The organism is Candidatus Hydrogenedentota bacterium, assembly GCA_019637335.1.
Taxonomy (GTDB): domain Bacteria; phylum Hydrogenedentota; class Hydrogenedentia; order Hydrogenedentales; family JAEUWI01; genus JAEUWI01.
The window spans coordinates 764,299-790,007 of record JAHBVV010000001.1; the positions used below are offsets into that span (position 1 = coordinate 764,299).

At 64.5% G+C, this 25,709-nt stretch carries 15 protein-coding genes; 10 read left to right on the forward strand and 5 right to left on the reverse strand.

The window, feature by feature from the left end; all coding sequences use genetic code 11:
- Positions 1–1,562: 1,562 nt before the first annotated feature.
- Entirely contained in the window at positions 1,563–2,783 is a 1,221-nt protein-coding gene (locus KF886_02800; protein ID MBX3176265.1) for a hypothetical protein, read from the reverse strand.
- A gap of 1,145 nt (positions 2,784–3,928) precedes the next feature.
- On the opposite strand from KF886_02800, the gene KF886_02805 reads away from it, so the two are divergent.
- Positions 3,929–4,948: a WYL domain-containing protein gene (locus tag KF886_02805; protein MBX3176266.1), complete on the forward strand. Its 1,020-nt coding sequence runs from the start codon at positions 3,929–3,931 to the stop codon at positions 4,946–4,948.
- Between the two features lie 451 nt (positions 4,949–5,399).
- Here KF886_02805 and KF886_02810 read toward each other — a convergent pair whose 3' ends face one another.
- Together KF886_02810 and KF886_02815 are read right to left on the reverse strand one after the other, a co-directional pair.
- On the reverse strand, positions 5,400–6,842 hold the full coding sequence (locus KF886_02810; protein MBX3176267.1) for a DUF1501 domain-containing protein: 1,443 nt from the start codon (positions 6,840–6,842) through the stop codon (positions 5,400–5,402).
- 199 nt (positions 6,843–7,041) lie between these two features.
- Positions 7,042–10,245: a DUF1553 domain-containing protein gene (locus tag KF886_02815; protein MBX3176268.1), complete on the reverse strand. Its 3,204-nt coding sequence runs from the start codon at positions 10,243–10,245 to the stop codon at positions 7,042–7,044.
- 244 nt (positions 10,246–10,489) lie between these two features.
- Between KF886_02815 and KF886_02820 the strand changes: the two genes are divergently transcribed.
- From KF886_02820 to KF886_02835, 4 genes are all read left to right on the forward strand, one after another.
- Positions 10,490–12,415: a metallophosphoesterase gene (locus KF886_02820; protein MBX3176269.1), complete on the forward strand. Its 1,926-nt coding sequence runs from the start codon at positions 10,490–10,492 to the stop codon at positions 12,413–12,415.
- 297 nt (positions 12,416–12,712) lie between these two features.
- Positions 12,713–13,078 (forward strand): hypothetical protein, encoded by a 366-nt coding sequence (locus KF886_02825; GenBank protein MBX3176270.1) that lies wholly within the window; start codon positions 12,713–12,715, stop codon positions 13,076–13,078.
- 583 nt (positions 13,079–13,661) lie between these two features.
- The gene (locus KF886_02830) at positions 13,662–13,901 is read left to right on the forward strand and encodes a type II toxin-antitoxin system Phd/YefM family antitoxin (protein ID MBX3176271.1); all 240 of its coding nucleotides are present in this window, start codon (positions 13,662–13,664) and stop codon (positions 13,899–13,901) included.
- Positions 13,898–14,275 carry a type II toxin-antitoxin system VapC family toxin gene (locus KF886_02835; GenBank protein MBX3176272.1) on the forward strand — a complete coding sequence of 126 codons (378 nt, stop codon included), beginning with the start codon at positions 13,898–13,900 and terminating at the stop codon, positions 14,273–14,275. Before KF886_02830 ends, KF886_02835 begins: the two co-directional genes overlap by 4 nt.
- Positions 14,276–14,301: 26 nt before the next feature.
- Here the strand turns inward: KF886_02835 and KF886_02840 are convergent, their stop codons facing one another.
- The gene (locus KF886_02840) at positions 14,302–15,324 is read right to left on the reverse strand and encodes a phosphotransferase (GenBank protein ID MBX3176273.1); all 1,023 of its coding nucleotides are present in this window, start codon (positions 15,322–15,324) and stop codon (positions 14,302–14,304) included.
- Between the two features lie 278 nt (positions 15,325–15,602).
- Here KF886_02840 and KF886_02845 point away from each other — a divergent pair, with 278 nt between their 5' ends.
- The 4 genes from KF886_02845 (at position 15,603) to ilvD (ending at position 20,427) form a co-directional block, all read left to right on the forward strand.
- A complete protein-coding gene (locus KF886_02845; GenBank protein ID MBX3176274.1) occupies positions 15,603–16,265 on the forward strand; it encodes an ABC transporter ATP-binding protein in 663 nt (220 codons plus the stop codon).
- Positions 16,262–17,632, forward strand: coding sequence for an ABC transporter permease (locus KF886_02850; GenBank protein ID MBX3176275.1), 1,371 nt, complete (start codon positions 16,262–16,264; stop codon positions 17,630–17,632). Before KF886_02845 ends, KF886_02850 begins: the two co-directional genes overlap by 4 nt.
- 59 nt (positions 17,633–17,691) lie before the next feature.
- On the forward strand, positions 17,692–18,303 hold the full coding sequence (locus KF886_02855) for a DUF3299 domain-containing protein (protein MBX3176276.1): 612 nt from the start codon (positions 17,692–17,694) through the stop codon (positions 18,301–18,303).
- Positions 18,304–18,717: 414 nt separating this feature from the next.
- On the forward strand, positions 18,718–20,427 hold the full coding sequence (gene ilvD, locus KF886_02860; protein ID MBX3176277.1) for a dihydroxy-acid dehydratase: 1,710 nt from the start codon (positions 18,718–18,720) through the stop codon (positions 20,425–20,427).
- 590 nt (positions 20,428–21,017) lie between these two features.
- Here ilvD and KF886_02865 read toward each other — a convergent pair.
- Entirely contained in the window at positions 21,018–22,394 is a 1,377-nt protein-coding gene (locus KF886_02865) for a right-handed parallel beta-helix repeat-containing protein (GenBank protein MBX3176278.1), read from the reverse strand.
- 182 nt (positions 22,395–22,576) lie between these two features.
- On the opposite strand from KF886_02865, the gene KF886_02870 reads away from it, so the two are divergent.
- Complete coding sequence (locus KF886_02870; GenBank protein ID MBX3176279.1) at positions 22,577–25,702, forward strand: HEAT repeat domain-containing protein; 3,126 nt, start codon at positions 22,577–22,579, stop codon at positions 25,700–25,702.
- Positions 25,703–25,709 lie beyond the last annotated feature (7 nt).

The window sequence follows — 25,709 nt, forward strand, 5'->3', positions numbered from 1 at the left end:
ACCACGAAGGGCACGAAGGGCACGAAGAGAAAGAGAGACGAAGTTTTGACCGCAGAGAACGCAAAGAGCGCAAAGGGTGATTTCTTGTACGCGGATGGTGTGGGTGGTTGAGTGACGGCGCGTTTTTTAACCACGAATGAACACCAATGCACACGAATGCGCCTCGAGCGGCCACTGGCCGCGATCAGGATTTGTGACCACGGATGACACGGATGACACAGCGCAGCCTCTGGCCGCAACCGAAGAAATAATCACCACGAAGGGCGCGAAGATCACGAAGAGGAAGGTCATGAAGAGAAAGAGAGACGAAGTTTTGACCGCAGAGAGCGCAAAGAGCGCATAGGGTGATTCTTGTACGCGGATGAATTGGGTGGATGATCGAGAGCGCATTCTTAACCACGAATGAACACCAATGCTCACAAATGCATCGGGAGCAGCGGCGATTAAGAATTGTGCCCACGGATTGCACTGATGACACGGATAGAGAATGATTTCGGTTGTTGGGGTGTGCGGGCGGCTGCGTGCTGTTTCCAAGGTGGCCTGTTCGGATTGTTCCGCATCGGAATTGTAGCGGGGTTGAGAGGGTGGCGGGCTGCTTCTTCTCGTTTGGTTCGCGTGTCGCTTCAATCCGTGTCATCGGTGTAATCCGTGGGCAAGAAAAGAATTTCGACCACGAAACTTGCGGAATGGCCCGGGAATTCTCCATGGAGCTTTCGCTTCGCAAATGCTCATACAACAAATGGTTATATGGATTTTGAACGAAAGAACTTGCAGAAGAAACGTAACACTTTAGCGGTCTGTAGTGCGGAACGGTATGTGCTTTTACTGATGGAGGCGGTGTGCATGGCGCGCCGGGGGCGCAATCTGCCGGCGGGCCGCCGGCGCTCCATAGCTGTCTTGCGCCGGGGGCGCGGTCTGCCGGCGGGCCGCCGGGGCTCCATAGTTGCCTTGCGCCGGGGGCGCAGTCTGCCGGCGGCTCCATAAGCTCTGTGCAGCAGGCGGCTGATTCCTGGCGCAGACCGCCAAATGGCGCTCCATAGATGTCTTGCGCCGGGGGCGCAGTCTGCCGGCGGGCCGCCGGCGCTCCATAGTTGCCTTGCGCCGGGGGCGCAGTCTGCCGGCGGGCCGCCGGCGCTCCATAGTTGCCTTGCGCCGGGGGCGCAGTCTGCCGGCGGGCCCATGCGGCGCTCCATAGACCGCCTTGCGCCGGGGCGCAGTCTGCTTAAGCGGGCCCTTCGGCGCTCCATAGTTGCCTTGCGCCGGGGCGCAGTCTCTGGCCGGCGGGCCATGCGGCGCTCCGTGTCTTGCGCCGGGGGGCTGCAATCTGCCATGCGGAGCCGTAAACTCCATAGTTGCCTTGCGCCGGGAGCGCAGTCTGTGGAAGCGGGCCGCCGGGAGCTCCATAGATGTATTGCGCCGAGGCGCAATCTTAGAAGCGGGCCGCCGGCGCTCCATAGTTGCCTTGCGCCGGGGGCGCAGTCTGCCGGCGGGCCGCCGGCGCGCCATAGTTGTCTTGCGCCGGGGGCGCAATCTGCCGGCGGGCCGCCGGCGCTCCATAGCTGTCACTCTGGTTCGCTGATTCCGCTGACTTGTATTTCGCAGGGAATGGCGTGGGAGTCTTGTGTCAGGGTAAAGTAAAAGCGGCCGGGCCGCTCGAAGACGAGTGTGCGCTGGTGGAGGAAGTCTTTTCTGGTTATGGCGGTGAGGGGTAAGTCGGTTTCGGCGTCGACCACGGTGATTTTCAGGTTGCTGTCGATTCCGAAGTCGTCGCGGGTGCAGGTGAGGCGCCACAGGTTGTGTTCGATGGTAATGGGCGGCGTGCGCAGTTCTTCGCGCGCCGACCATTGATCGATGTGTTCGAATTCGATGTAGGGTTCGTATTCGGCCTGGGACGCGAGAATGAGCTCGTCAATGCGGGCGAGCATGGCGGCGTAGCGGCGCTCCGCATCCCGGGCCTTGTTGCCGGTGTTGATGGCGTCGCGCGCGTTCCGGGCTATCGCCTTGTTGACGTTGTTCAGGGCTTCTTCGTGGGAGGTCGCCTCCTGTTTGTACTCTTTCCGGGCGTCCTGAATCCGTTTGTTCTTGTGGGCGGCTTCGATGTTGGCTTCGCGGGCCCACAAGTCCCCCACGCTGCTCCGGAAGCCTTGTTGATAGGCCACGATGCGGCGTTCGTGCATCTCGCGGTAGAAGCCTTCGTTGCTTCGGTCGCGGGCCCGTTCTATGGCCGTATCCCGCTTGTCGCGCAACCGCGCGAGTTCGTCCTCGCGTTCGGCGCGGGTGGCGTCGAGGTGCTCTCGCCGCCCCTGAATGGTGACGCGTTCGGTGGCGAGCCGGGCGTGGTTGGACGCGGCGAGGGCGAGGACTTCGTCGAGCACCCGCTGTTGCTGTTCCGGGGCGAGGGCGCGCCAGCCGGCGAGCTGGGATTCGAAGCGCGCGAACTCCGCGATAGCTTTTCGCCGGGTGTAGGCATCGGCGTCGGCTTCCATGAGGGTGGCGTCCGCGGCGGCGCGCGCTTCCTCCGCGCGGGCGCGGGCGGCATCGAAGCGCGCGCGGATGGCCTCGCGCGCGTCGGGATCGGGATCAAGCTGTGGCGGATCCACATCGCGCCGGGCGCGGCTGATCTTTTCGACGCGGCCCTCGTCGGGAAAGTGCACGTAGTAGAACCGGCTGTCCTTGCCGACGTAGACGTCCTTGTGGGTTACGCCGCCGATGCGGATGCTGTCCGCCGGGATGGCGCCGAGTATCGCAATCGCGACTACACTCAGTATGCATCTGGTTTTCATTGTTCCGCCTTTCTTCCCTTTCGGGGGCGGACCGGCGTGAACCGGCCCGCCCCCCCTTCGCACACTGGCCCCACCCGCCGGCGCGGCATTTCCGCCGCGCGGCGATCCTCCCTCCCATGCTCCCGTTGCCGCAGGGCTCCTGGTGGAGCGCTTCTGATATGAAGTGTAGCATGGGATCGTTTCAGTTTCCGGAACGGTGGAAGCTTTTTTGCAGGTGGGCTCTCTTTGCCGCAGACAGGAATGTCCGCGATCCTTTGCGCCTGGCGGCGCATTGGACAGGCGGGACGCCTATCCTACAATTTGCGCCTGGCGGGGCTGAACACAGCCGGGACGGCTGTGCCACTTTCTTTTCGAGGTGGTCTTGGTGGGGTCAGGGGAAACTTTTTGGAGGTGGGCTCTCTTTGCCGCAGACAGGAATGTCCGCGATCCTTTGCGCCTCTCGGCGCTTTGGACAGGCGGGACGCCTATCCTACATTTGCGCCTGGCGGCGCTGAACACAGGCGGGACGCCTGTGCCAATTTCCTTTTCGAGGTGGTCTTGGTGGGGTCAGGGGGAACTTTTTGGAGGCGAGCTCTCTTTGCCGCAGACAGGAATGTCCGCGATCCTTTGCGCCTTTCGGCGCATTGGACAGGCGGGACGCCTATCCTACAATTTGCGCCTGGCGGCGCTGAACACAGCCGGGACGGCTGTGCCAATTTCCTTTTCGAGGTGGTTTTGGTAGGAGGGGGGGATTTTTTGGAGGCGAGCTCACTTTGCCGCGGACAAGAATGTCCGCGATCCTTTGCGCCTCTCGGCGCTTTGGACAGGCGGGACGCCTATCCTACATTTGCGCCTGGCGGCGCTGAACACAGGCGGGACGCCTGTGCCACTTTCTTTTCGAGGTGGTTTTGGTAGGAGGGGGGGATTTTTTGGAGGCGAGCTCACTTTGCCGCGGACAGGAATGTCCGCGATCCTTTGCGCCTCTCGGCGCATTGGACAGGCGGGACGCCTATCCTACATTTGCGCCTTTCGGGGCCGGAGGTGCGGATCACACTGGACCCCTTTTTTGATCCTGCTTGCGGTGATGCCGTACAACAGGAGCGCATTATCCGGCCTATCATTCCGGATTCTGAAACGATGGTCTGGTTAACTGATGGGGAGTAGTCATGGCGAAGAAACGGGATCAGGACACTACGGCGACTATGAAAGCGCTTATGTTGTACAGCCTGCTGTTGTTTTCGGGGAAGCGGTATTCGCTGACGGAGCTGTCGAAGCGCCTGGGTTGTTCAAAGCCCACGGTGATGCGCCTGGTGGATCATATTGACCTGACGCGGACGGCGCATGTGCGGGTGGAATCGGAGATCGTGGGGAAGCAGAAGTATTACTGGGCGGCGGCGCCGGCGCAGAAGCCGAACGTGACGCTGGGGGCGGAGGAGATCCGGGAGCTGGCGCTTTGCCGGGATCTGCTGTGGCATCTGCTGCCGCGGGGTCTCCGGGATGAGGTGGGTCAGACGATTGCACGGACGACGGTGCTGCTGGATGATTTCGGGGCGCGGGACGCGGCGCTGCACAATGTGGCGATGCAGGTGTTCAAGGGATTTGTGGATTACTCGCCACATGAGAAGACGCTGCGCACGATCGTGGACGCGCTGCACGACCGGCATATTGTGGAGCTGGTGTACCGGGCGCATGATCAGCCGGCGGGCCGGGCGATGGCGGTGGCGCCGTTGCGGCTGGTGGCGCACCGTGACACGCTGTATGTGCTCGCGCGGCGGGAGAAGGACCTGAAAAAGAAGAACGGGTTCTACGAGCCGCGCCTGGCGATCCAGCGGATTGAGTCGGCGGCCTGCACGGACCGCGCGTTTCCGGCGATCGAGGCGGCCTCCCGCCCGGAGGGCTATTTCGGGTTCATGCCGGGCGAGCCGTTCGAGGTGGTGGTTGAGGCGGAGTCGCAGGTCGCGCCGTATATCCGCGAGCGGAACTGGAGCCGCGACCAGGAAATCACGGAGTTGGATGGGGGGCGCATCCGCCTTCGGTTCCACGCAACGAGCGAGGGGGAGGTGTTGAGCTGGGTGCTGGGATTCGCTGGGCAGGTACGGGTGGTGGCGCCGGATTCGCTTCGGGAGGAAGTCGCGGCGTGTGCGGGGCGGATTGCCGGGGCGCACGGGGGCGATTCGGTCGCTTGAGGGTTCAGGAAATGGTGTCGAGTCCACTTTCGGGCGGGGGGATTGGATTTGGAGCCACAAAGAGCACAAAGAACACAAAGAACTTAGAGCCGCCTTGGCCCGCGGCCGAAGACATGAAGGGGACAGGGCGGCCGTTGGCCGAAACCCAAGAAAGTTGAACCGCGAATTAACGCGAATGGACATGAATGAAGAATGGATGGTTTCGCCCGGGGATTCCGAGGCTGCGTTTTGTGGCGTTGATGGGTTGCTCGAAACCGGCGCTCACGCTGCCTCAGGCTGGAAGCCCAAGCCCCGTTGGCGGGCGTAGAACTATGGCGGTGAATGTGGAAGCGCTACGGCTGCCGGAATTGGCCGGTTCTTGCCGGGAAGACAACCAGGTGACGGTTCGAAGTGCGGTGTGCTGACCACTTCAGATTGGCTCTTTTCTCCGGCCGTACTATCTGCATCCCGTTTACGCCAGCAGCGCCTTCACGGGATGGCGCTCTTCGACGCCGGAGAGGCGCACGTCGAGGCCCTGGTGTTTGACCGCGAGGCGTTCGTGGTTGAGGCCGAGGCAGTGCAGTATGGTGGCGTGGAGATCGTTGACGTGGACGGGGTTTTCGACGATGTTGTAGCTGAAGTCGTCGGTGGTTCCGTAGACGAGGCCGGGCTTGATGCCGCCGCCGGCCATCCAGAGGGAGAAGCACCGGGGGTGGTGGTCGCGACCGTAGGTGGTGTCGGTGACCTTGCCCTGGCTGTAGACGGTGCGGCCGAATTCGCCTCCCCAGATGACGAGGGTCTCGTCGAGCAGGCCGCGTTGCTTGAGGTCGGCCACGAGCGCGGCGGAGGGCTGGTCGGTGTCGCGGCATTGCTTGCTGAGGTGGTCGGGCAGGTTGTCGTGGTGGTCCCAGCCCATGTGGTAGAGCTGGACGAAACGGACGTCGCGCTCGACCATGCGGCGGGCGAGCAGGCAGTTGCGGGCGTAGGTCCCGGGCTTGTGGACGTCGGGGCCGTAGAGGTCGAGAATATGATCGGGCTCGTCGCTGATGTCGGTGAGGTCGGGCACGGCGGCCTGCATGCGAAACGCGAGTTCGTATTGCTCGATACGCGTCAGGATTTCTGGGTCGCCGGCGACGTTGTATTTGTGCTGGTTGAGGTCACGGAGCTGGTCTAGCATTTGCCGGCGGGTCTGGGTGTCGCAGCCGGCGGGGTTGGCGAGGTAGAGCACGGGCTCCTCCCCGGCGCGGAGCTTGACGCCCTGGTAGCGGCTGGGGAGCATGCCGCTGCCCCAGAGGCGGTCGTAGAGCGGCTGGGTGCCGAGGCGTCCGGTGCCTCGGGATATCATGACGGTGAACGTCGGCAGGTTTTCGTTTGCCGTGCCGAGACCGTAGGCCACCCAGGCGCCCATGCTGGGGCGTCCGGCGAGCTGCGAGCCGGTCTGGCAGAAGGTAATGGCGGGGTCGTGGTTGATGGCCTCGGTGTATACGGAGCGGACGATGGCGATGTCATCGACGATGCCGGCGGTGTAGGGCAGCAGCTCGCTGATCCAGGCGCCGTTCTGGCCGTGTTGCGCGAACTTGAAGCGCGAGGAGACGACGGGGAATTTGTCCTGGTTCGCGGTCATGCCGGTGAGGCGCTGGCCCATGCGGATGCTGTCGGGGAGCTCGGTCATTTCGAGATCGCGCAGGCCCGGCTTGTAGTCGAAGGTTTCGAGCTGGGTGGGCGCGCCGGACTGGAAGAGGTATATGACGCGCTTCGCGCGGGGCGCGAAATCGGCGACGGCGCGGCGGACGGCGCTGTCCGCGGCGGCTTCGCGCGCGCCGAGTAGGCCGAGGGCGGCGGCTCCGAGGCTGCACCCGGTGCGCTGGAGGAAATCGCGGCGATTGATGTGTTGGGCGAACTTCAGTGCGTCCATGGTGTGTATTCCGGTGTTGTGGTGGGTTGCAGGGACAGCAGGGACAGCAGGGACAGCAGGGACCTGAGGGACCTGAGGGACCTGAGGGACCTGAGGGACCTGAGGGACCTGAGGGACTTTGGCGAGCGACGGGTACTGATGGGCGGTCGCCGGGGCTGGGATTTCGTGGTGTAGTTTATTGCGAGCAGGGCCATTGCCTTTATTCCCGGGTGATCGCTTCGTCGAGGTTGAGGAGTATGCCGGCGACGGTCATGTAGGGCGCGAGATCCCGCGCGGGTAGCTGACTTGGAACCGGCGACTCGCCGTGGGCCACGAAGGCTTCGGCGGCGGCGCTGTCCTGGTGGTACTTCTGGATAAATGCTTCCAGACCGCTGGCGAGCGTATCGAGCTCGGCGGGCGTTGGGTGGCGTCCGGTTGCGAGGCGGAAGCCGTAGCCCAGACGCGCGGCGGAATCGCCTTCCGCGCCGGCGAGCATGCGCTGCGCCAGGTTTCGGGCCGCTTCGACGTAGGTCAGGTCATTCAGCAGCGCGAGCGCCTGTAAGGGTGTATTCGTTCGGCCGCGCCGGGCAATGCAGTACTCGAAACTGGGCGCGTCGAAGGTGGCGAGCGTCGGGTGCGGCACGGTTCTCTTCCGGTGGGTGTAGAGGCTTCGCCGGTAGAGGTCTTCGCCCTTGCCCTGGATGTAGGGTCCCTGGTTTGCGCCGCCGGCGAGTTCGTCCCAGAGGCCTTCGGGCTGGTAGGGCATGGCGGGCGGCCCGCCGATGCGGCCCGCGAGGAGGCCGCTGGCGGCGAGGGCGTTGTCGCGGACGACCTCGGCGCTGAACCGGTAGCGCGGGGCGCGGGCGTAGAGCCGGTTGTCCGGATCGGCGGCCAGCAGGGTTTCGTTCACGGCGCTCGACTGGCGGTAGGTGGCGCTGGTGACGATGGTTTTGAGGAGGGCCTTGATGTCCCAGCCACTCTCGCGGAATTGCACGGCGAGGGCATCGAGCAGGAGCGGGTGCGAGGGCGGGCTTCCCTGGACGCCGAAATCCTCGGCCGTGTTTACGAGGCCACGTCCGAAGATCTGCTGCCAGAAGCGGTTCACCGCGACGCGCGCGGTAAGCGGATGCGTCGAATCGGCGAGCCACAGAGCCAGGCCGAGGCGGTTGTTCGGCGCGCCGTCGGGCAGGGGCGGCAGAAACTCGGGCACACCGGGGAAGAGCTGTTCGCTGGTGTCCGGGGCGTCGTAGGCGCCGCGCTGCAACAGATAGGTCGGGCGGGGCTCTTCACGCTCCCGCATGACCATGACGCTGGGGATTTTCTTTTCGAGTTCGGCGCGCGCGCGGGCGGCGGCGTCCAGCGCCTCCTGTTCCGGGCGGACGATGGTGGCGACGCGGTTCGCGTGAAATTCCCGGAGCGCGGTCGCCTGTTCCTCGGGCAATTCCGCCGGGAGCGCGGCGGCGAGGTACGTTTCGATTTCCGGCGCGATAGCGTCGGGCGGCAGGGCTACGTTGAAGAAGCGCACCCCGGTGATCGCGCCGCGCAGGTGCACGCTTTGGGTCCGCTGGCCGATCCGGAGCGGCTCGACGGTATCGATGGGGCCGGCGAGCGCATCCTTGATGGTCGTCAGGGGCGCGGCGACACCATTGACGTACACCGCGAGGCCGGCGGCGCGCCCAGAACCGTCGTACGTTACGGCGAGGTGCGACCACTGCCGCAAACGGACGGCTTTCTCGGCGGAGACCTTCAGCGCGTCCGTATCCCAGACGCTGGCGATGTGGACTTCGACGTCGCCGCTGTCGGTGATCATGGCGTCCACGCCGCGGTGGCTGTTCGCCTCGTCGGACTTGCTGAAGAGGGCGCCGGCGGCTTCCGGCTTGAGCCAGAGCGATACGGTGAAGGGTTTTTCGCGATCGAAGGCGACGGCCTGTCCCAGGTCGAGGGTTGTGGCGGGGGTTCCATCGAGGGCGAGCGCGGGGCCGAGCGGGCCTGTGGTCCAGGCGGGTGCGGGCGGCGTAGTGGACGTAGTGGACTCAGTGGACTCAGTGGACTCAGTGGACTCAGTGGACTCAGTGGACTCAGTGGACTCAGTGGACGGAGCGGGCTCGGTGACTTCCGGCGTCGCGGGGAGGGTACCGCGGAGTTCCGCTTCGAAGACGGGGGCCGGGGCCGCCGCGGAAGGCGCTTGCTCGCGAAGCGCGCTTAGCCAGGCGTCGAAATCGGACCCGGCGCGCGCCTGGGCGGCGCCGAGGGCTTCGCGGGCCTGTTGCTCGCCGGCTTTGAGGGCGTGCAGTTCCCGCTGCTGCTCGAAGGAGGGCAGATAGACCTGCGGGCCGGTGTTGCCGCGCGTTTCTTCGTAGAAGCCGCGGTCCTCGGTGCTGTTGAAGAAGGCGTAGAACTCGTAGAACTCGCGCTGGCTGACGGGATCGTACTTGTGGTCGTGACAGCGCGCGCAGCCCATGCTCAGGCCCATGAAGACGGTGGAAGTCGTTTCGACGCGGTCCACGAGGTTCTCCACGTGCCACTCTTCCTCGATGGAGCCGCCCTCGGTGACGCTCTTATTGTTTCGGTTGAATCCGGTGGCGACGCGCTGCGATTCGGTGGCGTTCGGGAGCAGGTCGCCGGCGATTTGTTCGATGAGGAACTGGTCGTAGGGCATGTTGTCGTTGAAGGCGCCGATGACCCAGTCGCGCCAGGGCCACATGACGCGGTGGAAATCGTTCTGGTAGCCGTTGGTGTCGGCGTATCGGGCTCCATCGAGCCAGGCGCGGGCCATGTGCTCGCCGAACTTTGGCGAGGCGAGGAAGCGGTCGACGAGGGCCTCGTAGGCGCCGGGGTCGTTGTCGAGCAGGAAGCGGTCGATTTCCTCCAGGGACGGCGGGAGGCCGGTGAGGTCGAAGGCGAGCCGGCGGATCAGGGTTTCGCGGCTGGCCTCGGGGGACGGGGCGAGACTCTCGGCTTCGAGGCGTGCGAGGATGAAGCGGTCGATGTCGTTGCGGGGCCAGGTATTGAGGTGTACGGACGGCGGTTCCGGCGCGCCGGGCGCGGTGAAGGCCCAGTGTCCGGCCCAGGGCGCGCCTTCGTCGATCCAGGCGCGGAGGAGCGCCACTTCTTGCGGCGTGAAGGGATCTTTTCCCGAATCCGGCGGGGGCATGAGGTCGTTCGGGTCGGTGGCGGTGATGCGCTTGAGCAGCTCACTTGCCGCGGCGTCTCCCGGGACGATAGCGGAGGCTTTGGCGCCGTCTTCCCGGTCGAGGCGCAGCTTGCCCTTGCGCTGGTTCGCGTCGGGGCCGTGGCAGGCGAAGCAACGATCCGCCAGGAGGGGCAGGATTTGCTGTTGAAAGTCGACCCCGGCCGCGGGCGCGCCGGCGGCCATTGCGGCGGCCAGGCCGAGGCCCGCAAGGCAGAAACTGCGGTACATCATGAAGACTGCTCTCTCCGTCCGTCGGGACGGCGTGATTGCGACACACATCCGGTAAGACTCACCCCTGAAATTGAATCACAATGCGGAATCCGGGTCAAGCTGGCGGCGGGGCGTTGGGAGCGGGCCGGGAAGCGCAGCCCGCGTTCCGGCGGTATAGACAAGGGCCGGGTACGGCATTGTGGCCCGTGTCCACCCTACCAGAACGCACTCGGGTAAAAGTTGCGACCCGACGGGATTCCAGTACATGATTCCGATATTCGCCTATTGCTGGTTTCAGGCCATAATCACCCGAGAGGTTCTCCCCATGTCCAAGTACATTGTGTTACTGATCGCCGCCCTGCTCGTTCCCGGGGTCGCGCCCGCCCACCCCGGCGACGATCACGACCACGCGCCCGCCATTGAACACGCGATCGCCGGCGACAAGCAACCGTGGACCAGCGACCGGCCCCGTTTTGCGCCGCGTGACTTTCAGTTCGTGGTGGTATCGGACAATACGGGGACGCCGCGGCCGGGGATTTTCCGGGAGGCGATGGAGAAAGCGGACCTGCTTCAGCCGGCGTTTATTATCAGCGTGGGCGATCTGATCGAGGGGTATGTGGACACGCAGGAGGAGCTGCACGCGCAGTGGGACGAGTTCATGACGTACCTGGAGCCGCTTACCGTGCCATTCTTCTTTGTGCCGGGCAACCATGACGTCGGGCGGCAGCTTTGGCACGAGGTGTATCTGGAGCGGGTGGGCCCGACGTACTACTACTTTATCTACCAGGATGTGCTTTTTCTTGTGCTGGACTCGAACGATTCGGACAATAAGGGCACGGGATACAGCGACGAACAGCTTGCGTGGGCGAAGGGCGTGCTGGACCGGCATCCGGATGTGCGGTGGACCTTCGTGTTGCAGCACAAGCCCTTCTGGATCAGCGAGCAGGACCACTGGGCGAAGGCCGCGCCGCTGTTTGAAGGGCGGAAGCACACGTTTTTCGCGGGGCACGTTCACAATTATGTTTACGAGGAGCGCGGCAATATCCAATACGTGACGATGGGCACGACGGGCGGCGGCACGCGGCTGCGCGGGAAGGATTTCGGCGAGTTCGATCACGTGATGTGGGTTACGGTGACGGACGAGGGCCCGAAGATGGCGGCGCTGGCGCTGGACGGCATCCTGCCGGTGGATTTTCGGACCACGGCGCTGGCAAAGGAACTCAGCGCGTTTCGCGATCGATCGGCGGTGCAATCGAATCCGGTTCTGCTGGACGGGCCGCTTGGCGAGGCGACCTGGGAGGTTTCCGTGACGAATCCCTGGAACAAGCCGCTGCGCTTCAAGGGCTTTGTGGATGGCGGCGACGCGTTGAGCGTATCGCCGAGCGCGATCGGCTTTATCGTGCCGCCGGAGAGCACGGTGACGAAGCGGGTGACGGCGTCGGCGGAGCCGGCAGTGCCGCTGAATCAGGTTCAGCCGCTGGCGCTGCACTGGACGGGGGTGTATGACGCTTTCAACGCGCCGCCGATCCAGTTCAGCGACGTGCACCGGCTATTTGCGGAGGGCCGCCACACGGCGCCGCGCCGCGAGGGCATCACCGTGGACGGGAAGCTGGACGACTGGGGCGTGCTTCCCTATGAAATGCGCGAGCCGGGGCAGATCTATACCAACGAAATGGCGTGGAAGGGACCTCAGGACGCGTCTTTCCGGTTTGGCGTGGCGCACGATGGCGAGATGTTGTATGCGGCGCTGGAGGTGGACGACGACGATATCGATGGCAGCGGGGTGAAGCTGTGGCAGGACTTTGCGATTTTTTATGCGCGGGCGGCGGGCGAGGATCCCGCCGCGACGCCGCTAACGCCGGAATCGGCGGTGTCCATTGTGAATGGCCCGGATATCAGCGCCGAAGAGCGGGCTGGCTACGAGCGGAGCGGTTCCCGGCATGTATCCAGCGCGCTGGGCGGCCAGTCGGCCTTTGTGCTGGGCGAGGGCCGCATTACGTACGAATTCGCGATTCCGCTATCGTCGCTGCGGGAGGTCGGTGGGGCGTCCACGGACCACGTCCAGTTCAATATTGGAATTAACGATTTCGACGCGGCGGACGCCCGGCTCGGGGTTTCGCTGCTGACGTGGCGGCCGAATTGGGCTCGAGGCGAGCATTTCCCGGAATCGGGCATATTTGCGCTGGAGTAGAGGCGGCGCGCGCATCGCATGCCGTAAATGCGGAACGGTTGACGCGCCTGCGACACGAGACGGGTAACCCAGGGCGTATCGCGTTGATCGCAAGTTGTTTTATGGAAACCACTTATGTAGACACGAGGTTCTTGGCGCACATTTTGCTTGACAATCTGCAGCGAACGATGTATTGAACCCTGTGTGCGAAGGCAACGAATGATGGATTCCAGAGACGATACGGCACGATGCGCGCGCAAACATGAGTGCGCCTGCGTACGTCGCACCGCCGGGCGCTGGCTGGTTCCGGGGTTGGTTGTGATTGCGACCTTGATTCCACTGGCCTGCCTGGCCTATCTCCACTGGGAAGACGCCCGGGTGGCCGCGGGCGAAGCGCCCGCGCGGCACTGGTGGAATATTTTCATGTCCGGATCCGACCCCGCGCAGATTTCGCCGACGATCGCTGGAGACCGCGTTTACCTGCCGCCGGGCTGGGATGGCGGGTTACTCCCCGCCGATGAGCACGCGGCGGCCACCCACGCCAGCAATGCACCTACCTCCCATTTGCCCGTGACGGAATTGCTCCACTTCCTCCGCCAGCTGTCTCCGGCGCACTTCCACCACCATGCCACGCCCCCGCCCGCCCGTGAGGCCGCACCACGGATGATCCAGGCGTCGAATTAAGTGCGCGGGCCTGCGGCATGGCACCGAAGGTGCGAGAACTCGTTGCCGGATTCCTCCGACTACACGCGGCTTCTGATGCAACGGTAGCATTTCCAGAACGCTGTCTTGCGCCTGCGGCGCAATCTGCCGGCGGGCCGCCGGCGCTCCATAGTTGCTTTGCGCCTTGCGGCGCGATGCCGGCGGGCCGCCGGCGCTCCATAGTTGTCTTGCACTTCGGGCGCGGTCCGGCGCGGCGGAAATGTCCGCGATCCTCGCGCCTTTGGCGGGGTGGACAGCCGGGACGGCTATCCTACATTTGCGCCTTGCGGCGCTGAACACAGGCGAGACGCCTGTGCCACTTTCTTTTCGAGGTGGCTTTGGTGGGGTCAGGAGAACTTTTTGGAGGTGGGCTCACTTTGCCGCGGACAAGAATGTTCGCGATCCTTCGCCTTCGGCGCGGTGGACAGCCGGGACGGCTATCCTACATTTGCCATTGTTTTCCCGTGACCGGGTTTGCGGGTGATTGCCCTGCCTCAAGACCAGGTTGCATTTGTGCGTCGCACCGGATAGACTAAGCTAAGTTTAACCAGACGGGAACGCCGGTATGACGATTGTGAATACCCACGAAGCGAAGACGCATTTGTCTCGGCTGCTGGATCGCGTGGCGTCGGGCGAGGAGATCGTCATCGCACGCGCGGGGAAGCCCATTGCCCGTTTGACGCCTTACGATGCGCCCGGAGAACCGCGCAAGCCGGGCGCGTGGCGGGGGCGGGTCTGGATGGCGGACGACTTCGATGATACGCCGGATGACATCATCGCGGACTTCTACGAAAGCGATCCGTGAATCTGCTTCTGGATACCCACGTGTTAATCTGGTGGCTGGCGGATGACGAGGCCCTGTCCGGCGACGCGCGCAGGGCGATCAGCAATCCCAACAACCTGGTTCTGGTAAGTGCGGCTTCCGCCTGGGAGATCGCGATCAAGACAGCCGCGGGGAAGCTTAACGTCCCGGGCAATCTTGAAACCGAGCTGTCTTCGAACGGGTTTCGCGCGCTCCCCATCACGCTGGCTCACGGCGAGGCCGCCGGGCGCCTCCCGATGCATCACCGCGATCCGTTCGACCGTATATTGATTGCGCAGGCGATGATCGAGGGGCTTACGCTGGTAACGCGGGATCGCCGGATGGAGCCGTACGGGGTGAAATTGATCCGCGCCTGAGCCGACGGACTTGTGGATCGGTCGGGCTACTCGCCCCAGCGGCTTTTTCGGGATTGTTCGGCGAGCCAGCGCAACTGGACGGCGAGGCGGTGCAGCCATTGGGCGGGGGTGTAGCCGGCGACGGTCCCCCCCATTTGCGGGGCCTGGTAGGCGACGGTGGTGACGTGTTTAACGCCGACGGCGTAGTAGAGGGCGACGAGTTCGTTGTAGGTGAGGGTGCGGCTGAACTGGTAGTTGTCGAGCAGGATGTTGACGCGGTGGGCCATTTTTTCGGGGCTGAGGGTGGTGCGTATGCAGAGGTTGGACATGGCGTAGGCGATATCCTCGAGGTAGCAGCCGTCGCCGGCGAACTCGAGATCGAGCACGCCGGTGAGTTGGTCGCCGATGTAGAGCAGGTTGCCGCCGTGCCAGTCCCCGTGGATCAGGCCGGTTTCGAAGGTATCGCGTTTTTGCTTGCTGAGGGCCTCGGCGGCGTCGTGCAGGAAGATGGCGATCTGGTTTGCGTATTCGTCGATGTGGGGGGAGTCACTCGTCCGGCGCGCCATCTCCACGAAACGCTGCAGCGACTCGCGGGGCACTTCGCTGAATCGCCACTTGCGGGCGTCGCGGGGCGGAACCGGCACGCCGCGGCAGACTTCGTGGAATTTTCCCAGAATCCGGGAGGAGGTAATCAGGCGGGGGGTGCTGACTTCCATGGGGTCGCCATTGAGGAATCGCTGGAGTTCCATGGCCCAGTTGTCGACCTCGACGATACCTTTTCCATTGCGTGCCCGCTTGATTTCGGCGACGGGAATCCCGTTGTTGAGGAGGTGGTTGGAGAGGTTGTGCTGGAAGCGGAGGTTGTCGAGCACAACGGGATCGCGGTGGTAGGTCTTGATGAGGTAGCGGCCGGCGTCGGTGTCGACGATCATTTTTCGGTGGCGGCGCTGGTGGGTGGTTTCGAGTTGCACCGGGAGCTGGACATCCTCGAAATCGTAGTTTTCTCGGATGACGGCCTGGACGACTTCCATTCCGGTCAACTTTGGCGTAATGCGCGTATCGGTTCCCATATGCCGCTGTTTCCGTTCCTGAGAGCACAAGCACGACCCGCAGGGGCCGGGATCACTATAACGGAAAGCGCTGGATTGTACAATAAATATCAGCCTCTACAGGTTCAACATTATTCACACTGGCCCGATTGGACGCGGCGGCGCGGGATCCCGCATACTTGGTGGAGGCTGCGGGCGCGGCGCCGCGGGTGCGCTCACTTGGATGGCGTTGTGAATACACCGGATACGGCGCGCCGCGCGCCTCGGGAAACCAACTGGACAAGAATCAGGTAGTTACGATGGTCAAGATCGAGCATTGCCGGCGGAAGCTGGGCCCGGGGGCCCACTTCTATTGCGAGAAATTTGAGGCGGCGAACGGCGATCACGTCGCGCTGTGGGGTCCGAGCGGGTGCGGTAAGAGCACGATGCTCAACCTGATTTCGGGGCTGCTGCGCCCGGACAGCGGCCAGGTGGTGGTGGATGGGGTGGCCATACAGGACCTGAGCGAGGGCCAGCTCGATCACTTTCGTGGCGGGCGGATGGGCTTCGTGTTTCAGACCTTTAACCTGCTGGCTCCGTTTACGGCGCTGCAGAATGTCATGCTGGCGATGCGGTTCAGCGATTCGATACCGGAGAAGGAGTGGAAGCCGCGCGCGACGGGCCTGCTGGAGCGTGTGGGGCTTTCGCACCGGCTGCACAGCAAGCCGAACACGATGAGCGTGGGCGAGCAGCAGCGGGTGGCGATCGCGCGGGCGCTGGCGAACCACCAGAAGCTGATCATTGCGGACGAGCCAACGGGCAGCCTGGACCCGAAGAATTCCGAAGAGATTATGAACCTTTTCCTCGAAGTCTGCACCGAGCAGGAAGTGACGATGCTGCTGGTGACGCACGACCGGGAGTTGGCGGACCGGCTGCCGCGGCAGTTTGACTGCTCGGCCCTGGTAGCGGAGAACGCACGATGAGCCTTTGGGGAATTGCGTGGAGCTATCTCTGGAACCGGAAGCTGACGACGGTCCTGACGATTGTATCGGTGGCGCTCGCGGTGGGACTTATCTCCTCGGTGCTGAGCCTGCGCAAGCAGGTGGAGGCGCGGTTCGAGGAGGAAGGGCAGGCTTTCGACCTTGTGGTGGGCCCGAAGGGGAGCCCGCTACAGCTTGTGCTCGGCAGCGTGTACTTTCTGGACTCCGCGATCGGGCGGGTGCCGCTGGAGGACTACGAAAAGATTAAGGCCGACACAGAATGGGTGGAGGCGGTGTTCCCGATTGGGCTGGGCGACACCTACGCGGGTTTTCGCATAGTGGGTACGACGCCGGAGCTCCTCGACCACCAGTGGGAGAGCGCAAGCGGACGCATCCGCAAGCCCTTTACGCTGTCCAACGGCCGCGGCTTTGAGGCGAGCATGGAGGCGGTGATCGGATCGGTGGTGGCGCACCAGACCGGTTTGGAGGTTGGCGACACGTTTGTGAGTATTCACGGGAGCATCGCGCTTTCAGAGGACATGCAGGAATACGATCACAGCGATCACCCGTACACGGTGGTGGGCGTGCTCGAGCCGAGCGGGTCGCCGTTTGACCGGGCGATCTATTGCAGCATTGAGTCGGTTTGGGAGGCGCACGGGGGCCATGGCCACCTGCATGGGGAGTCTGGGGGGCACGGTCATGATCACGGTCATGATCACGATGATGAGCATGATCACGCGCATGACGACGGCCACGAGCACGACGATCACGATCATGCGGACGAGGCCGATTCGCACGCCGACGACCTGGACGCGTCGAACAGTATCAGCTCGATGTTGGTGCAGCTCCACAGCCCGGGCCAGCGCTTTGAGTACGAGCCGTGGATCAACGAGAACACGAATTCGATGGCGGTGGTTCCGATCAACGTGATCAGCGACTTTTTCAATGATTTCCTCGACCCGATTAAGGGGCTTATGATCGGGATCGGCTATCTGGTGGTGATTATCTCGGCGCTCAGTATTTTGATCGGGCTGTACCTGAGCATTATCCAGCGCAAGCGCGACCTGGCCATCATGCGCGCACTGGGCGCCTCCTCGTATGAGATCTTCGGGGCGGTGCTTATCGAGGCGTTCTGGGTGACGATCCTGGGCATCGCCGCGGGGTGGGTTTTCGGTAATGCGGTAACCTTTGCTCTGGGCATCAAGCTCGCCCGGGAATATGGCTTTGTGGTGTCGCCCTTCAATTTCCCCTCGCCGGAGGAATGGCGCGCGTTCGTGACGGTGGCGCTGGTGGGCCTGGTGGCGGGGATCCTGCCGGCGTGGCAGGCCTACAACGGCGACGTGGCGAAGGATCTGGCCGACCGGCAGTAGTCGGGAAGCGATGGACGTAACGGCCGGCGGGCGCCGGCCTCGATGAGGACCGAAGTAAGGTGAGACAGCGTACGAAACGTGATCTGATTGCGGCGATCGGGGTGGCGGTGGTGCTTGCGGCGGTGTTTCTGGTGAATGACACCTTCGACCGGCAGCTGCTGGCGCAGCAGAAGGACAAGGAGCGCCGCAAGTGGGAAACGGAGCGCGAGAAGTCCGGCATGGAAATCCTGCGGTGGAGCCATATGCAGGAGACGGAGGGCAGCTTGCGTTCGGGCCCGGTGTTCACCGAGGAACTCAAGCAGTGGGACAACAAGCAGGTCAACGTCATCGGGTTCATGGTGCCGGAGAACGAATTCCGCGACATCAAGGAGTTTATGCTGCTGCCGCTGCCGATCGAATGTTACTTCTGCAAACGCCCGCCTATGCATGACGTGATGCATGTGGTGATGGAGGAGGGATCGACGACGAATCTGTGGGAGCAGCCGGTGCTGATCAATGGGGTGCTACGGCTGCACCCGGGACCGAATGACAAGTATTTTTACTCGATTGACCAGGCGGCGCTGGCGCCCGCGGAGGCCGGGGCAACGCTTCAGCGCCGCTATATCGACCCGGAGCATATGCTGCCGCAGCACGAGCAGCAGGAGGAGCTTCAGGAGGGGATCGAGTTTTAGGGCCGGTCGATTCGCTCGTGCCGGGGTGGCGCTGGCGGGGGCCGGGGGTGGTTTGAGGAGCGTGAGGCGTTGTGGTGTCGGAGGCGTTTGTTGTGTCGGGCAGGATGCCCCACCCTCCTGTTGAGCCGCTCGTGCGGGGTGGCGTTGGCGGGGGCCGGTTGGCGTTGCTCCGGGCACACGAAGGCGCTGGGGCGCCATCGCGTGGCACGGGAGTCAGGGCGATTGAACGAGAGGACGGCCTGGCGTAATCATGGACGGGCCACGGGTCGGCCAGGATGACCAACCTCCTGCGCTGGGGCGCCTTGCTGGATCGGGCGACTGGGTCTGTCAACGGGCGGGTTCCAACTGCTATAATGCGCATATTTCCCGGGTAGACCAGCCCGATCCCTGACATTGCACCGGAGGAGCACCCCCATGGCCAAGAGCCCCAAATCCGCGAAGGCGGACCGCCAGTTTTCGAAGCAGATATCCGAATCGCCCGAGCGCGCGCCGAGCCGCGCGATGCTGCGGGCGGTGGGTTTCGGCGATGCCGACTTCAAGAAGAATATGATCGGCGTGGCGTCGACGTGGAGCATGGTGACGCCGTGCAACATGCACATCGACGTGCTGGCGCGCGAGGCGGAGCTGGGCGTGAACCAGGCGGGCGGCAAGGGGATTATCTTCAACACCATCACCATCTCCGATGGCATTTCGATGGGCACGGAGGGCATGAAGTACTCCCTCGTCTCCCGCGAGGTTATCGCGGATTCCATCGAAACGGTTATCGCGTGCGAGAACCTGGACGGTTTCGTGGCGATTGGCGGCTGCGACAAGAACATGCCGGGCTGCGTGATGGCGATGGCGCGGCTGAACCGGCCTTCGGTGTTTGTCTACGGCGGCACGATCCTTCCGGGGGACTATAAGGGCAATCCGGTCGATATTGTTTCCGTGTTTGAGGCGGTGGGCGAGCACGCCAACGGACGGCTTAGCGCGAAGGAGTTGAAGGCGGTCGAGTCGTGCGCGATCCCCGGCCCGGGCTCCTGCGGCGGCATGTACACCGCGAACACCATGGCGTCGGCCATCGAGGCGCTGGGCCTGAGCCTGCCCAACAGCTCGGCTCAGGCGGCCATCTCCAAGGACAAGGCGCAGGACTGCCGCGAGGCGGGGGCGGCGGTAGTGCAGTGCATCAAGAAGAACATCCGCCCGCTGGACATTCTTACGAAGAAGGCGTTTGAGAACGCGATTACGGTAGTGACGGCCCTGGGCGGGTCCACCAACGCCGTGCTGCATCTGCTGGCCATGGCGCACGAGGCCGGGGTCAAGCTGAAGCTCGACGACTTTACGCGCATCGGCAAGAAGGTCCCCGTGCTGGCGGACCTGAAACCCAGCGGCAAATACGTGATGAACGAGCTGGTGAAGATTGGCGGCCTGCCGCCGCTCATGAAGATGCTGCTCGATAAGGGCCTCCTTCACGGCGACTGCCTGACGGTCACCGGGAAGACCCTCGCGGAGAACCTCAAGGGCGTGAAGCCCTACCCCAAGGGCCAGGATGTGGTCCGCGGCTTCGACAACCCCAAGAAGAAAGACGGCCACCTGGTTGTGCTCTACGGCAACCTGGCCGAGACCGGGGCGGTCGCCAAGATCTCCGGCAACGAAGGCCTGCGCTTCACCGGCAAGGCCATCTGCTTCAACTCCGAAGAGGACGCGCTGAAGGCGATCCTCGACGGCACGGTGAAGAAGGGCCACGTGATCGTGATCCGCTATGAGGGCCCCACGGGCGGCCCCGGCATGCGCGAGATGCTGGCGCCCACGGCGGCGGTCATGGGCAAGGGCCTCGGCAAGGACGTGGCGCTGATTACCGACGGGCGCTTCTCCGGCGGCAGCCACGGCTTCGTGGTGGGCCACATCACCCCGGAAGCACAGCAGGGCGGCAACATCGCGCTGATCAAGAACGGCGACCCGATTACGATTGACGCGGAGAAGCGCAGGATCACGCTGGACCTGCCGCAGAAGGATATCGAGGCGCGCCGGGCGAAGTGGAAGGCCCCGAAGCCCCGCTACACGAGGGGCGTGCTGGCGAAGTATGCGAAGCTGGTGTCGCCGGCCTCGGAGGGGGCGGTGACGGACAAGGCGTTGGGGCTGTAGACGCCAACCATACGCGGTAATTCGACGCGGGCGCTCCGGAGAATCGGACCGCCCGCGTTTTCCTTTCCGGGGCCGGCGCGTGGGAGCCGGGTCCCCTCGGCGCCTGGGATGAAAGCCGCACTGGCCCTTCGGGCCGACGTATCTCCTCGACACCTCTCTGGCGGTCCGGATTGCCTTTGCTCAATTCAGGAATCCGTAACACTTTAGCGGAATGAAGTTGACTTGATTTCTCGACGACACAAACCCGCGCCGCGAAGAAAGTGTGGACAAATGGGAGCGGGGGCGGCCCGCCTGCACCGCGCCGAAGGCGCGAATCTGACTGTTGGCGGTAGCCCGTGTCCAAGCTGCTCCCCGATCAAATGCGCCGATATCGGAAACACTCCATGCACCTGCGGTGCATTGCAGGCGGGGACGCCTGCGCTCCCAGCCTTGCGCACTTTCGTCGTAGTATCGCGGGATGGCAATAAAGACCTGGCGCTACTTCGTTCGGCTAAAGAATTACAGGAATTCATACGTGTGTATTCGAGTGAATTCGTGGCGAACCTCCCATTGGTTGCGGCCAGCGTCCGCGCGGGGTGGAATCGTCTCGGTTACTCCAGGTCCGCCGGAAGCGCCGCGAGCGTGACGTTCCCCAGTTTTTCCCCGAGATTGGCTTCCGGCGCCCCGGGGCCCCGGTAGTAGATCGCGCCCGTCACATCGAACAGCCCATCCGTTTCGCCGGAATCCTCGAAAGCGATTGCGGGACGCGCCACGTCGGTGATCACCGCGCAATCCTCGAAAAGGATTCCGCCCGTGCGGGTGACGAGTTCGGGCCGGCGCGCGTGAATCACGACGGCGGGTGCGGCGGATTCGGGGTCGCGCGCGGGATCGGCCCACGGATGGGCCCAGGTCGTCCGGATGAATTCCACCCGCACGCTGTCCGCCGACAGATCGTAAACGCGCGCGCCCGCCTGGCCGGTGTTTTCGCTGGTGCAGCCGACAAACGTGATCGCGCCCTTCGGCCCCTGGTCGGTCGCGGCCCCGACGCACATCCCGGCCGCGCCGAAGCCGGTCCGGTCCGCCAATTCGGCGCGCGTCTGGCCGGGACTTCCTTCGCGGACGTGGCAGTTTTCAAAGCGGATGCTCACATCCTCGCTCGTCGCGTCGAGGGGCTTGAGATAGACGAGTATCTGGTTACCGGCATTGTTCTCCATCACCGTATTGCGCACAACGCAGTTCTTGAGCCGTTCATGCGGGTGGTTGGGCTCAAAGTCGATGCCGGCCTGCGGCGCCGTGCCGCGCGTGTTGGAGAGAACGCAATTCTCGACGAGGAGGTTCTCCGCGCTGATGACGCTGATGCCCTGGCGGTGGTGATCGTCGCAGACGACATCGCGGATGACAACATCCTCACTCCAGGGCAGGTTTTTCGTGCCGCTGATGTAGACGCCGTCGCCGCCGGAAGACTCAATGCGCAGGCCCTCGATGAGCACATTTCGCGCGCCGTGCATGCGGATGCCCATGCGCCACTCGGCCTTCTCGTAGGGTTCCCGCTGGTAGTCCCGCTTCCACATGCGGAGCGTGGCCCCATAGCCGCGGACGGTGACATTCTCGGCGTCGGTGATGGAGAGCAGGGAATCGTTCTTGCCCCGGAATTCGCCGCGTTTGGCCAACAGGAGGACCCCGGGCTCCAAGACGAGATCGAGGTTGCTCCGCAGTTTGATCGGGCGCACGATCCACGGCTTCCCGTCGAAGGGAATGATGACGCGGGGCGCGCCGCTGTTGATCGCGGCTTGCACGGCGTCGGTGGCGTCCTCGTCGTTGTGGCCCCACCACGCGGCATTGGCGACCGGCTTCTCACTCGACTTGACGGCGGCGGGATTGGCGGCGTTGCGCCAGGGCGGCGGCGGATCCTGCGCGCGGATCGGGGTGGCGCCGACGAGAATGGCGTTGGCGATCAGCATGGCGCGCTGGTATTTTAGGTGCATCATGGGCGGCTACTCCTGTTCGGGGCGGGACCGGGCGGCCCGGTGGAGAGATATTGCGCCCATTATGCTACCATGTCGCCTCCGATACAAGCGCGGCGGCGCATTTCGCCGCGTTCCGTTTGTCTTTTGCGCGCAGCCAGGCGTCTTGCGCCGCCCGCGCGGTTCAGTTCGAGAGGAAAGTTTCCATGCCCCGATACCTGTCTTCCCCCGCTATCCGGATTCTGGCCGTGCTGGCCCTCGCAACGGCCGCGCACGCGGGCGCGCCCGGCGGCCTGGCGTCCATCACCGTCCCGGACGGCTTCACGGTGGAAAGCGCCATCACGCCAGGGCTCTCTTCCTATCCCATGTTCCTGGAATTCGACGAGGACGGCAACCTGTATGTTGCCGAATCAACCGGAACCGACATGACCGCCACCGCGATGATCGACAGCCCGTCGTTCATGATCCTCAAACTCTCCGACGCGGACAACGACGGCATATTCGATACGCGGACCACCTACGCCGGCGCGCTGACCTTTCCCATGGGCGTGCTGTGGCATGACGGCTCGGTGTACGTCGCGGCGCCGCCGGACTTCATCCGCTTCAAGGACACGGACGGCGACGGCGTGGCCAACGAGCGCGAGGTCCTACTCACGGGCTGGAATATGCGGAACTCGGCGAGCCTGCACGGGCCTTTTCTGGGGCCGGACGGCTGGCTCTACCTCACGCACGGGCGCCACGGCTACGACATCACGAGCAAGGAAGGGGTACGCTTCGAGGGCGTGGCGTCGCGCATCTGGCGTTGCAAGCCCGACGGCACGCGGCTCGAACGTATGGCGGGCGGCGCCTTCGACAACCCGATCGAAGTCATCTTTACGCCCGCCGGCGAGACCATCGGCACGATGACGTACTTCCGCGATCCCGCGCAGGGCCAGCGCGACGGGCTGATGCACTGGGTCGAGGGCGGCGTCTTTCCGAAGCCGGGCGAAAGCACCGCGGAGTTCACGCGCACGGGCCCGCTGATGCCGACCATGACCAAGTTCGCTCGGATTGCGCCGTCGGGCCTGGCCTACTACGACAGCGACGGCTGGGGCGAGGAGTATGCCGGGAACCTCTACAGCGCGCAGTTCAATCCGCACCGCGTGCAGCGCCACGAGCTGTTTCGCGATGGCGCAACCTACCGCACCGAGGACAGCGACTTTTTCGTGTCGTCACACCCCGATTTCCACCCGACCGACGTCATTCAGGATGCGGACGGCAGCCTCCTGATCTGCGATACCGGCGGCTGGTACGTGGACGCGTGCCCCGTGTCGCGCATCTCGAAACCCGAAATCACCGGCGGGATCTACCGCGTGCGGAAGGACGGCATTGATGTCCCCGCCGATCCCTGGGGCCGGGAAATCGCCTTCGAGGAAGTGGCGGTGGATGCGCTTCTGCCGCTGCTCGGCGATGCGCGCCCGCAGGTGAAGCGGCAGGCCTTCAGCGCGCTGCGGCGCCGGGGCGCCGAGGCCGTGCCCGCGTTGGCCGAGGCGCTGGCGGGGCACGATGACGGTGCTGTTCGCCTACAGGCCGTATGGGTTCTCGGGCAGATCGGTGGGGACGATGCCGCGTCCGCTGTGCGGGCCGCGCTGCGCGATCCGTCTTTCGAGGTGCGCATTGCCGCCGCGCGCGTGTGCGGGCTCGGGGAGGATCGGAACGCCGCGCCCGGGTTGACCGCCCTGCTCTTCGATCCCGAGCCGCCCGTGCGGCGCCAGGCCGCGACGGCCCTGGGACGCATGAAAGCCATCGAGGCCGCCTACCTGACCTACATGGCGGCGGCGCACACCGACGACCCCTTCGAGCAGCACGCGCTGATCTATGCGGCGATTCAGATGGAGCAGGATAAGGTGGCCCGGCTCGCGCTCGATCACACGCACCCCCGCGTGCGCCGCGCGGCGGCCATCAGCCTCGATCAGATGCCGGGCGACCTGCTGGCGGTGGAAGACGTGCTGCCCTTCCTCAACGCCGAGGACGATGCCCTGCGCGAGACCGGTCTCTGGATCGCCTCGGGCCATCCCGAGTGGTCCGGCGCGCTGCTGGCGCGCATGCGCGATTCATTGCTGGCGCCGGACTTCGACGCGGACAAAGCGGAGAACCTGCGAGAAATCCTGATCGCCTACGCCACCGGCGCCGAGGCGCAGGCCGCCATTGCGGAACTCCTCACCGGCGGCGAGGCCGACGAGCCGAGAAAGCGCTTCCTCCTCGAAATCGTCGAGAAAGCGGCGCTGGACAAGCTGCCCGTGGCCTGGGTGGAGGCCATCGGCGCGCTCATCGCGGAGGGGCCGGAGGCGCTGCGCTGGCCCGCCGTAGCGCTCGTGCAGGCCCGCGCCATCGATGCGCACGACGCGGCGATTCTCGCGCAGGCGCACGAAACCTCGCTCCCGCTGGCCTACCGGCTCCACGCCCTGGGCGCCATTGCGCCGCGCCTCGAAACGCTGGGCGAGGGACTGGCGGAGACCTTGCTGGAAGTGCTACGGAATACCGATGGCGATCCCGCGTTGCGCCAGGCGGCGGCCCGCATTTGCGCGTCGGCCCCGCTCGGGGATGCCGCGCTGCGCGCGCTCGCGGAGGACGTAATTCCCGCGGCGGACGTCCTCATCCTGCCGAATCTCCTGAAGGCCTTCGCGGGCAACGAGAGTGCCGAGGTGGGCCGGGCGCTGGTCACGGGCCTGAAGGCGCCCTCCATCCCGCCGCACCTCTTGAGCCCGGCCACGCTGGAGCCCGTGCTGGCCGGCTATCCCGAGGAGGTGAAATCCGAGGCCGCGCCCCTGCTGGAGCAACACGCGGCCCAGGAGGCCGAGCGCGTCGCGAAGCTGCTGGAGCTGGAACCGCTGGTGACCTCCGGCGACGTCGGGAACGGGCGCCGCGTGTTCTTCGGCGAGAAGGCCGCCTGCTACACCTGCCACCGCATCGGCGACGAGGGCGGCTATCTCGGGCCCGACCTGACGACGGTCGGCCTGATCCGGTCCGCGCACGACATCCTGGAGTCCGTGCTGTTTCCGAACGCAAGCCTGGTGCAGGACTACGAGACCTATACGATCGAGACCGAGTGGGAAATCCACGACGGCGTGATCAGCCGCCAGGACGCCGGCAGCATCACGCTCATGACCGGCGTCGGCGAGGAAGTGCGCATTAACCGCGACGAAATCACCTCCATGACAACGTCGCCGATCTCGAAAATGCCCGAGGGCCTCGACACCGCGCTGACCCGGGAAGAGCTGATCGACCTGATCACCTTCATGATGTCGCTGAACAACGACGCCTGGCTGATGCCCGTAGCGCAGGAGGAGTGAGGCCTCA

What these genes read in the sequence shown, in the direction of transcription:
- KF886_02850 (MBX3176275.1), top strand. Translation starts at nt 16,262, where the DNA reads ATGAGCCTTTGGGGAATTGCGTGGAGCTATCTCTGGAACCGGAAGCTG.
- KF886_02870 (MBX3176279.1), top strand. Translation starts at nt 22,577, where the DNA reads ATGCCCCGATACCTGTCTTCCCCCGCTATCCGGATTCTGGCCGTGCTG.
- KF886_02865 (MBX3176278.1), bottom strand. Translation starts at nt 22,394, where the DNA reads ATGATGCACCTAAAATACCAGCGCGCCATGCTGATCGCCAACGCCATT.
- KF886_02800 (MBX3176265.1), bottom strand. Translation starts at nt 2,783, where the DNA reads ATGAAAACCAGATGCATACTGAGTGTAGTCGCGATTGCGATACTCGGC.
- ilvD (MBX3176277.1), top strand. Translation starts at nt 18,718, where the DNA reads ATGGCCAAGAGCCCCAAATCCGCGAAGGCGGACCGCCAGTTTTCGAAG.
- KF886_02810 (MBX3176267.1), bottom strand. Translation starts at nt 6,842, where the DNA reads ATGGACGCACTGAAGTTCGCCCAACACATCAATCGCCGCGATTTCCTC.
- KF886_02845 (MBX3176274.1), top strand. Translation starts at nt 15,603, where the DNA reads ATGGTCAAGATCGAGCATTGCCGGCGGAAGCTGGGCCCGGGGGCCCAC.
- KF886_02830 (MBX3176271.1), top strand. Translation starts at nt 13,662, where the DNA reads ATGACGATTGTGAATACCCACGAAGCGAAGACGCATTTGTCTCGGCTG.
- KF886_02815 (MBX3176268.1), bottom strand. Translation starts at nt 10,245, where the DNA reads ATGATGTACCGCAGTTTCTGCCTTGCGGGCCTCGGCCTGGCCGCCGCA.
- KF886_02820 (MBX3176269.1), top strand. Translation starts at nt 10,490, where the DNA reads ATGATTCCGATATTCGCCTATTGCTGGTTTCAGGCCATAATCACCCGA.
- KF886_02840 (MBX3176273.1), bottom strand. Translation starts at nt 15,324, where the DNA reads ATGGGAACCGATACGCGCATTACGCCAAAGTTGACCGGAATGGAAGTC.
- KF886_02805 (MBX3176266.1), top strand. Translation starts at nt 3,929, where the DNA reads ATGGCGAAGAAACGGGATCAGGACACTACGGCGACTATGAAAGCGCTT.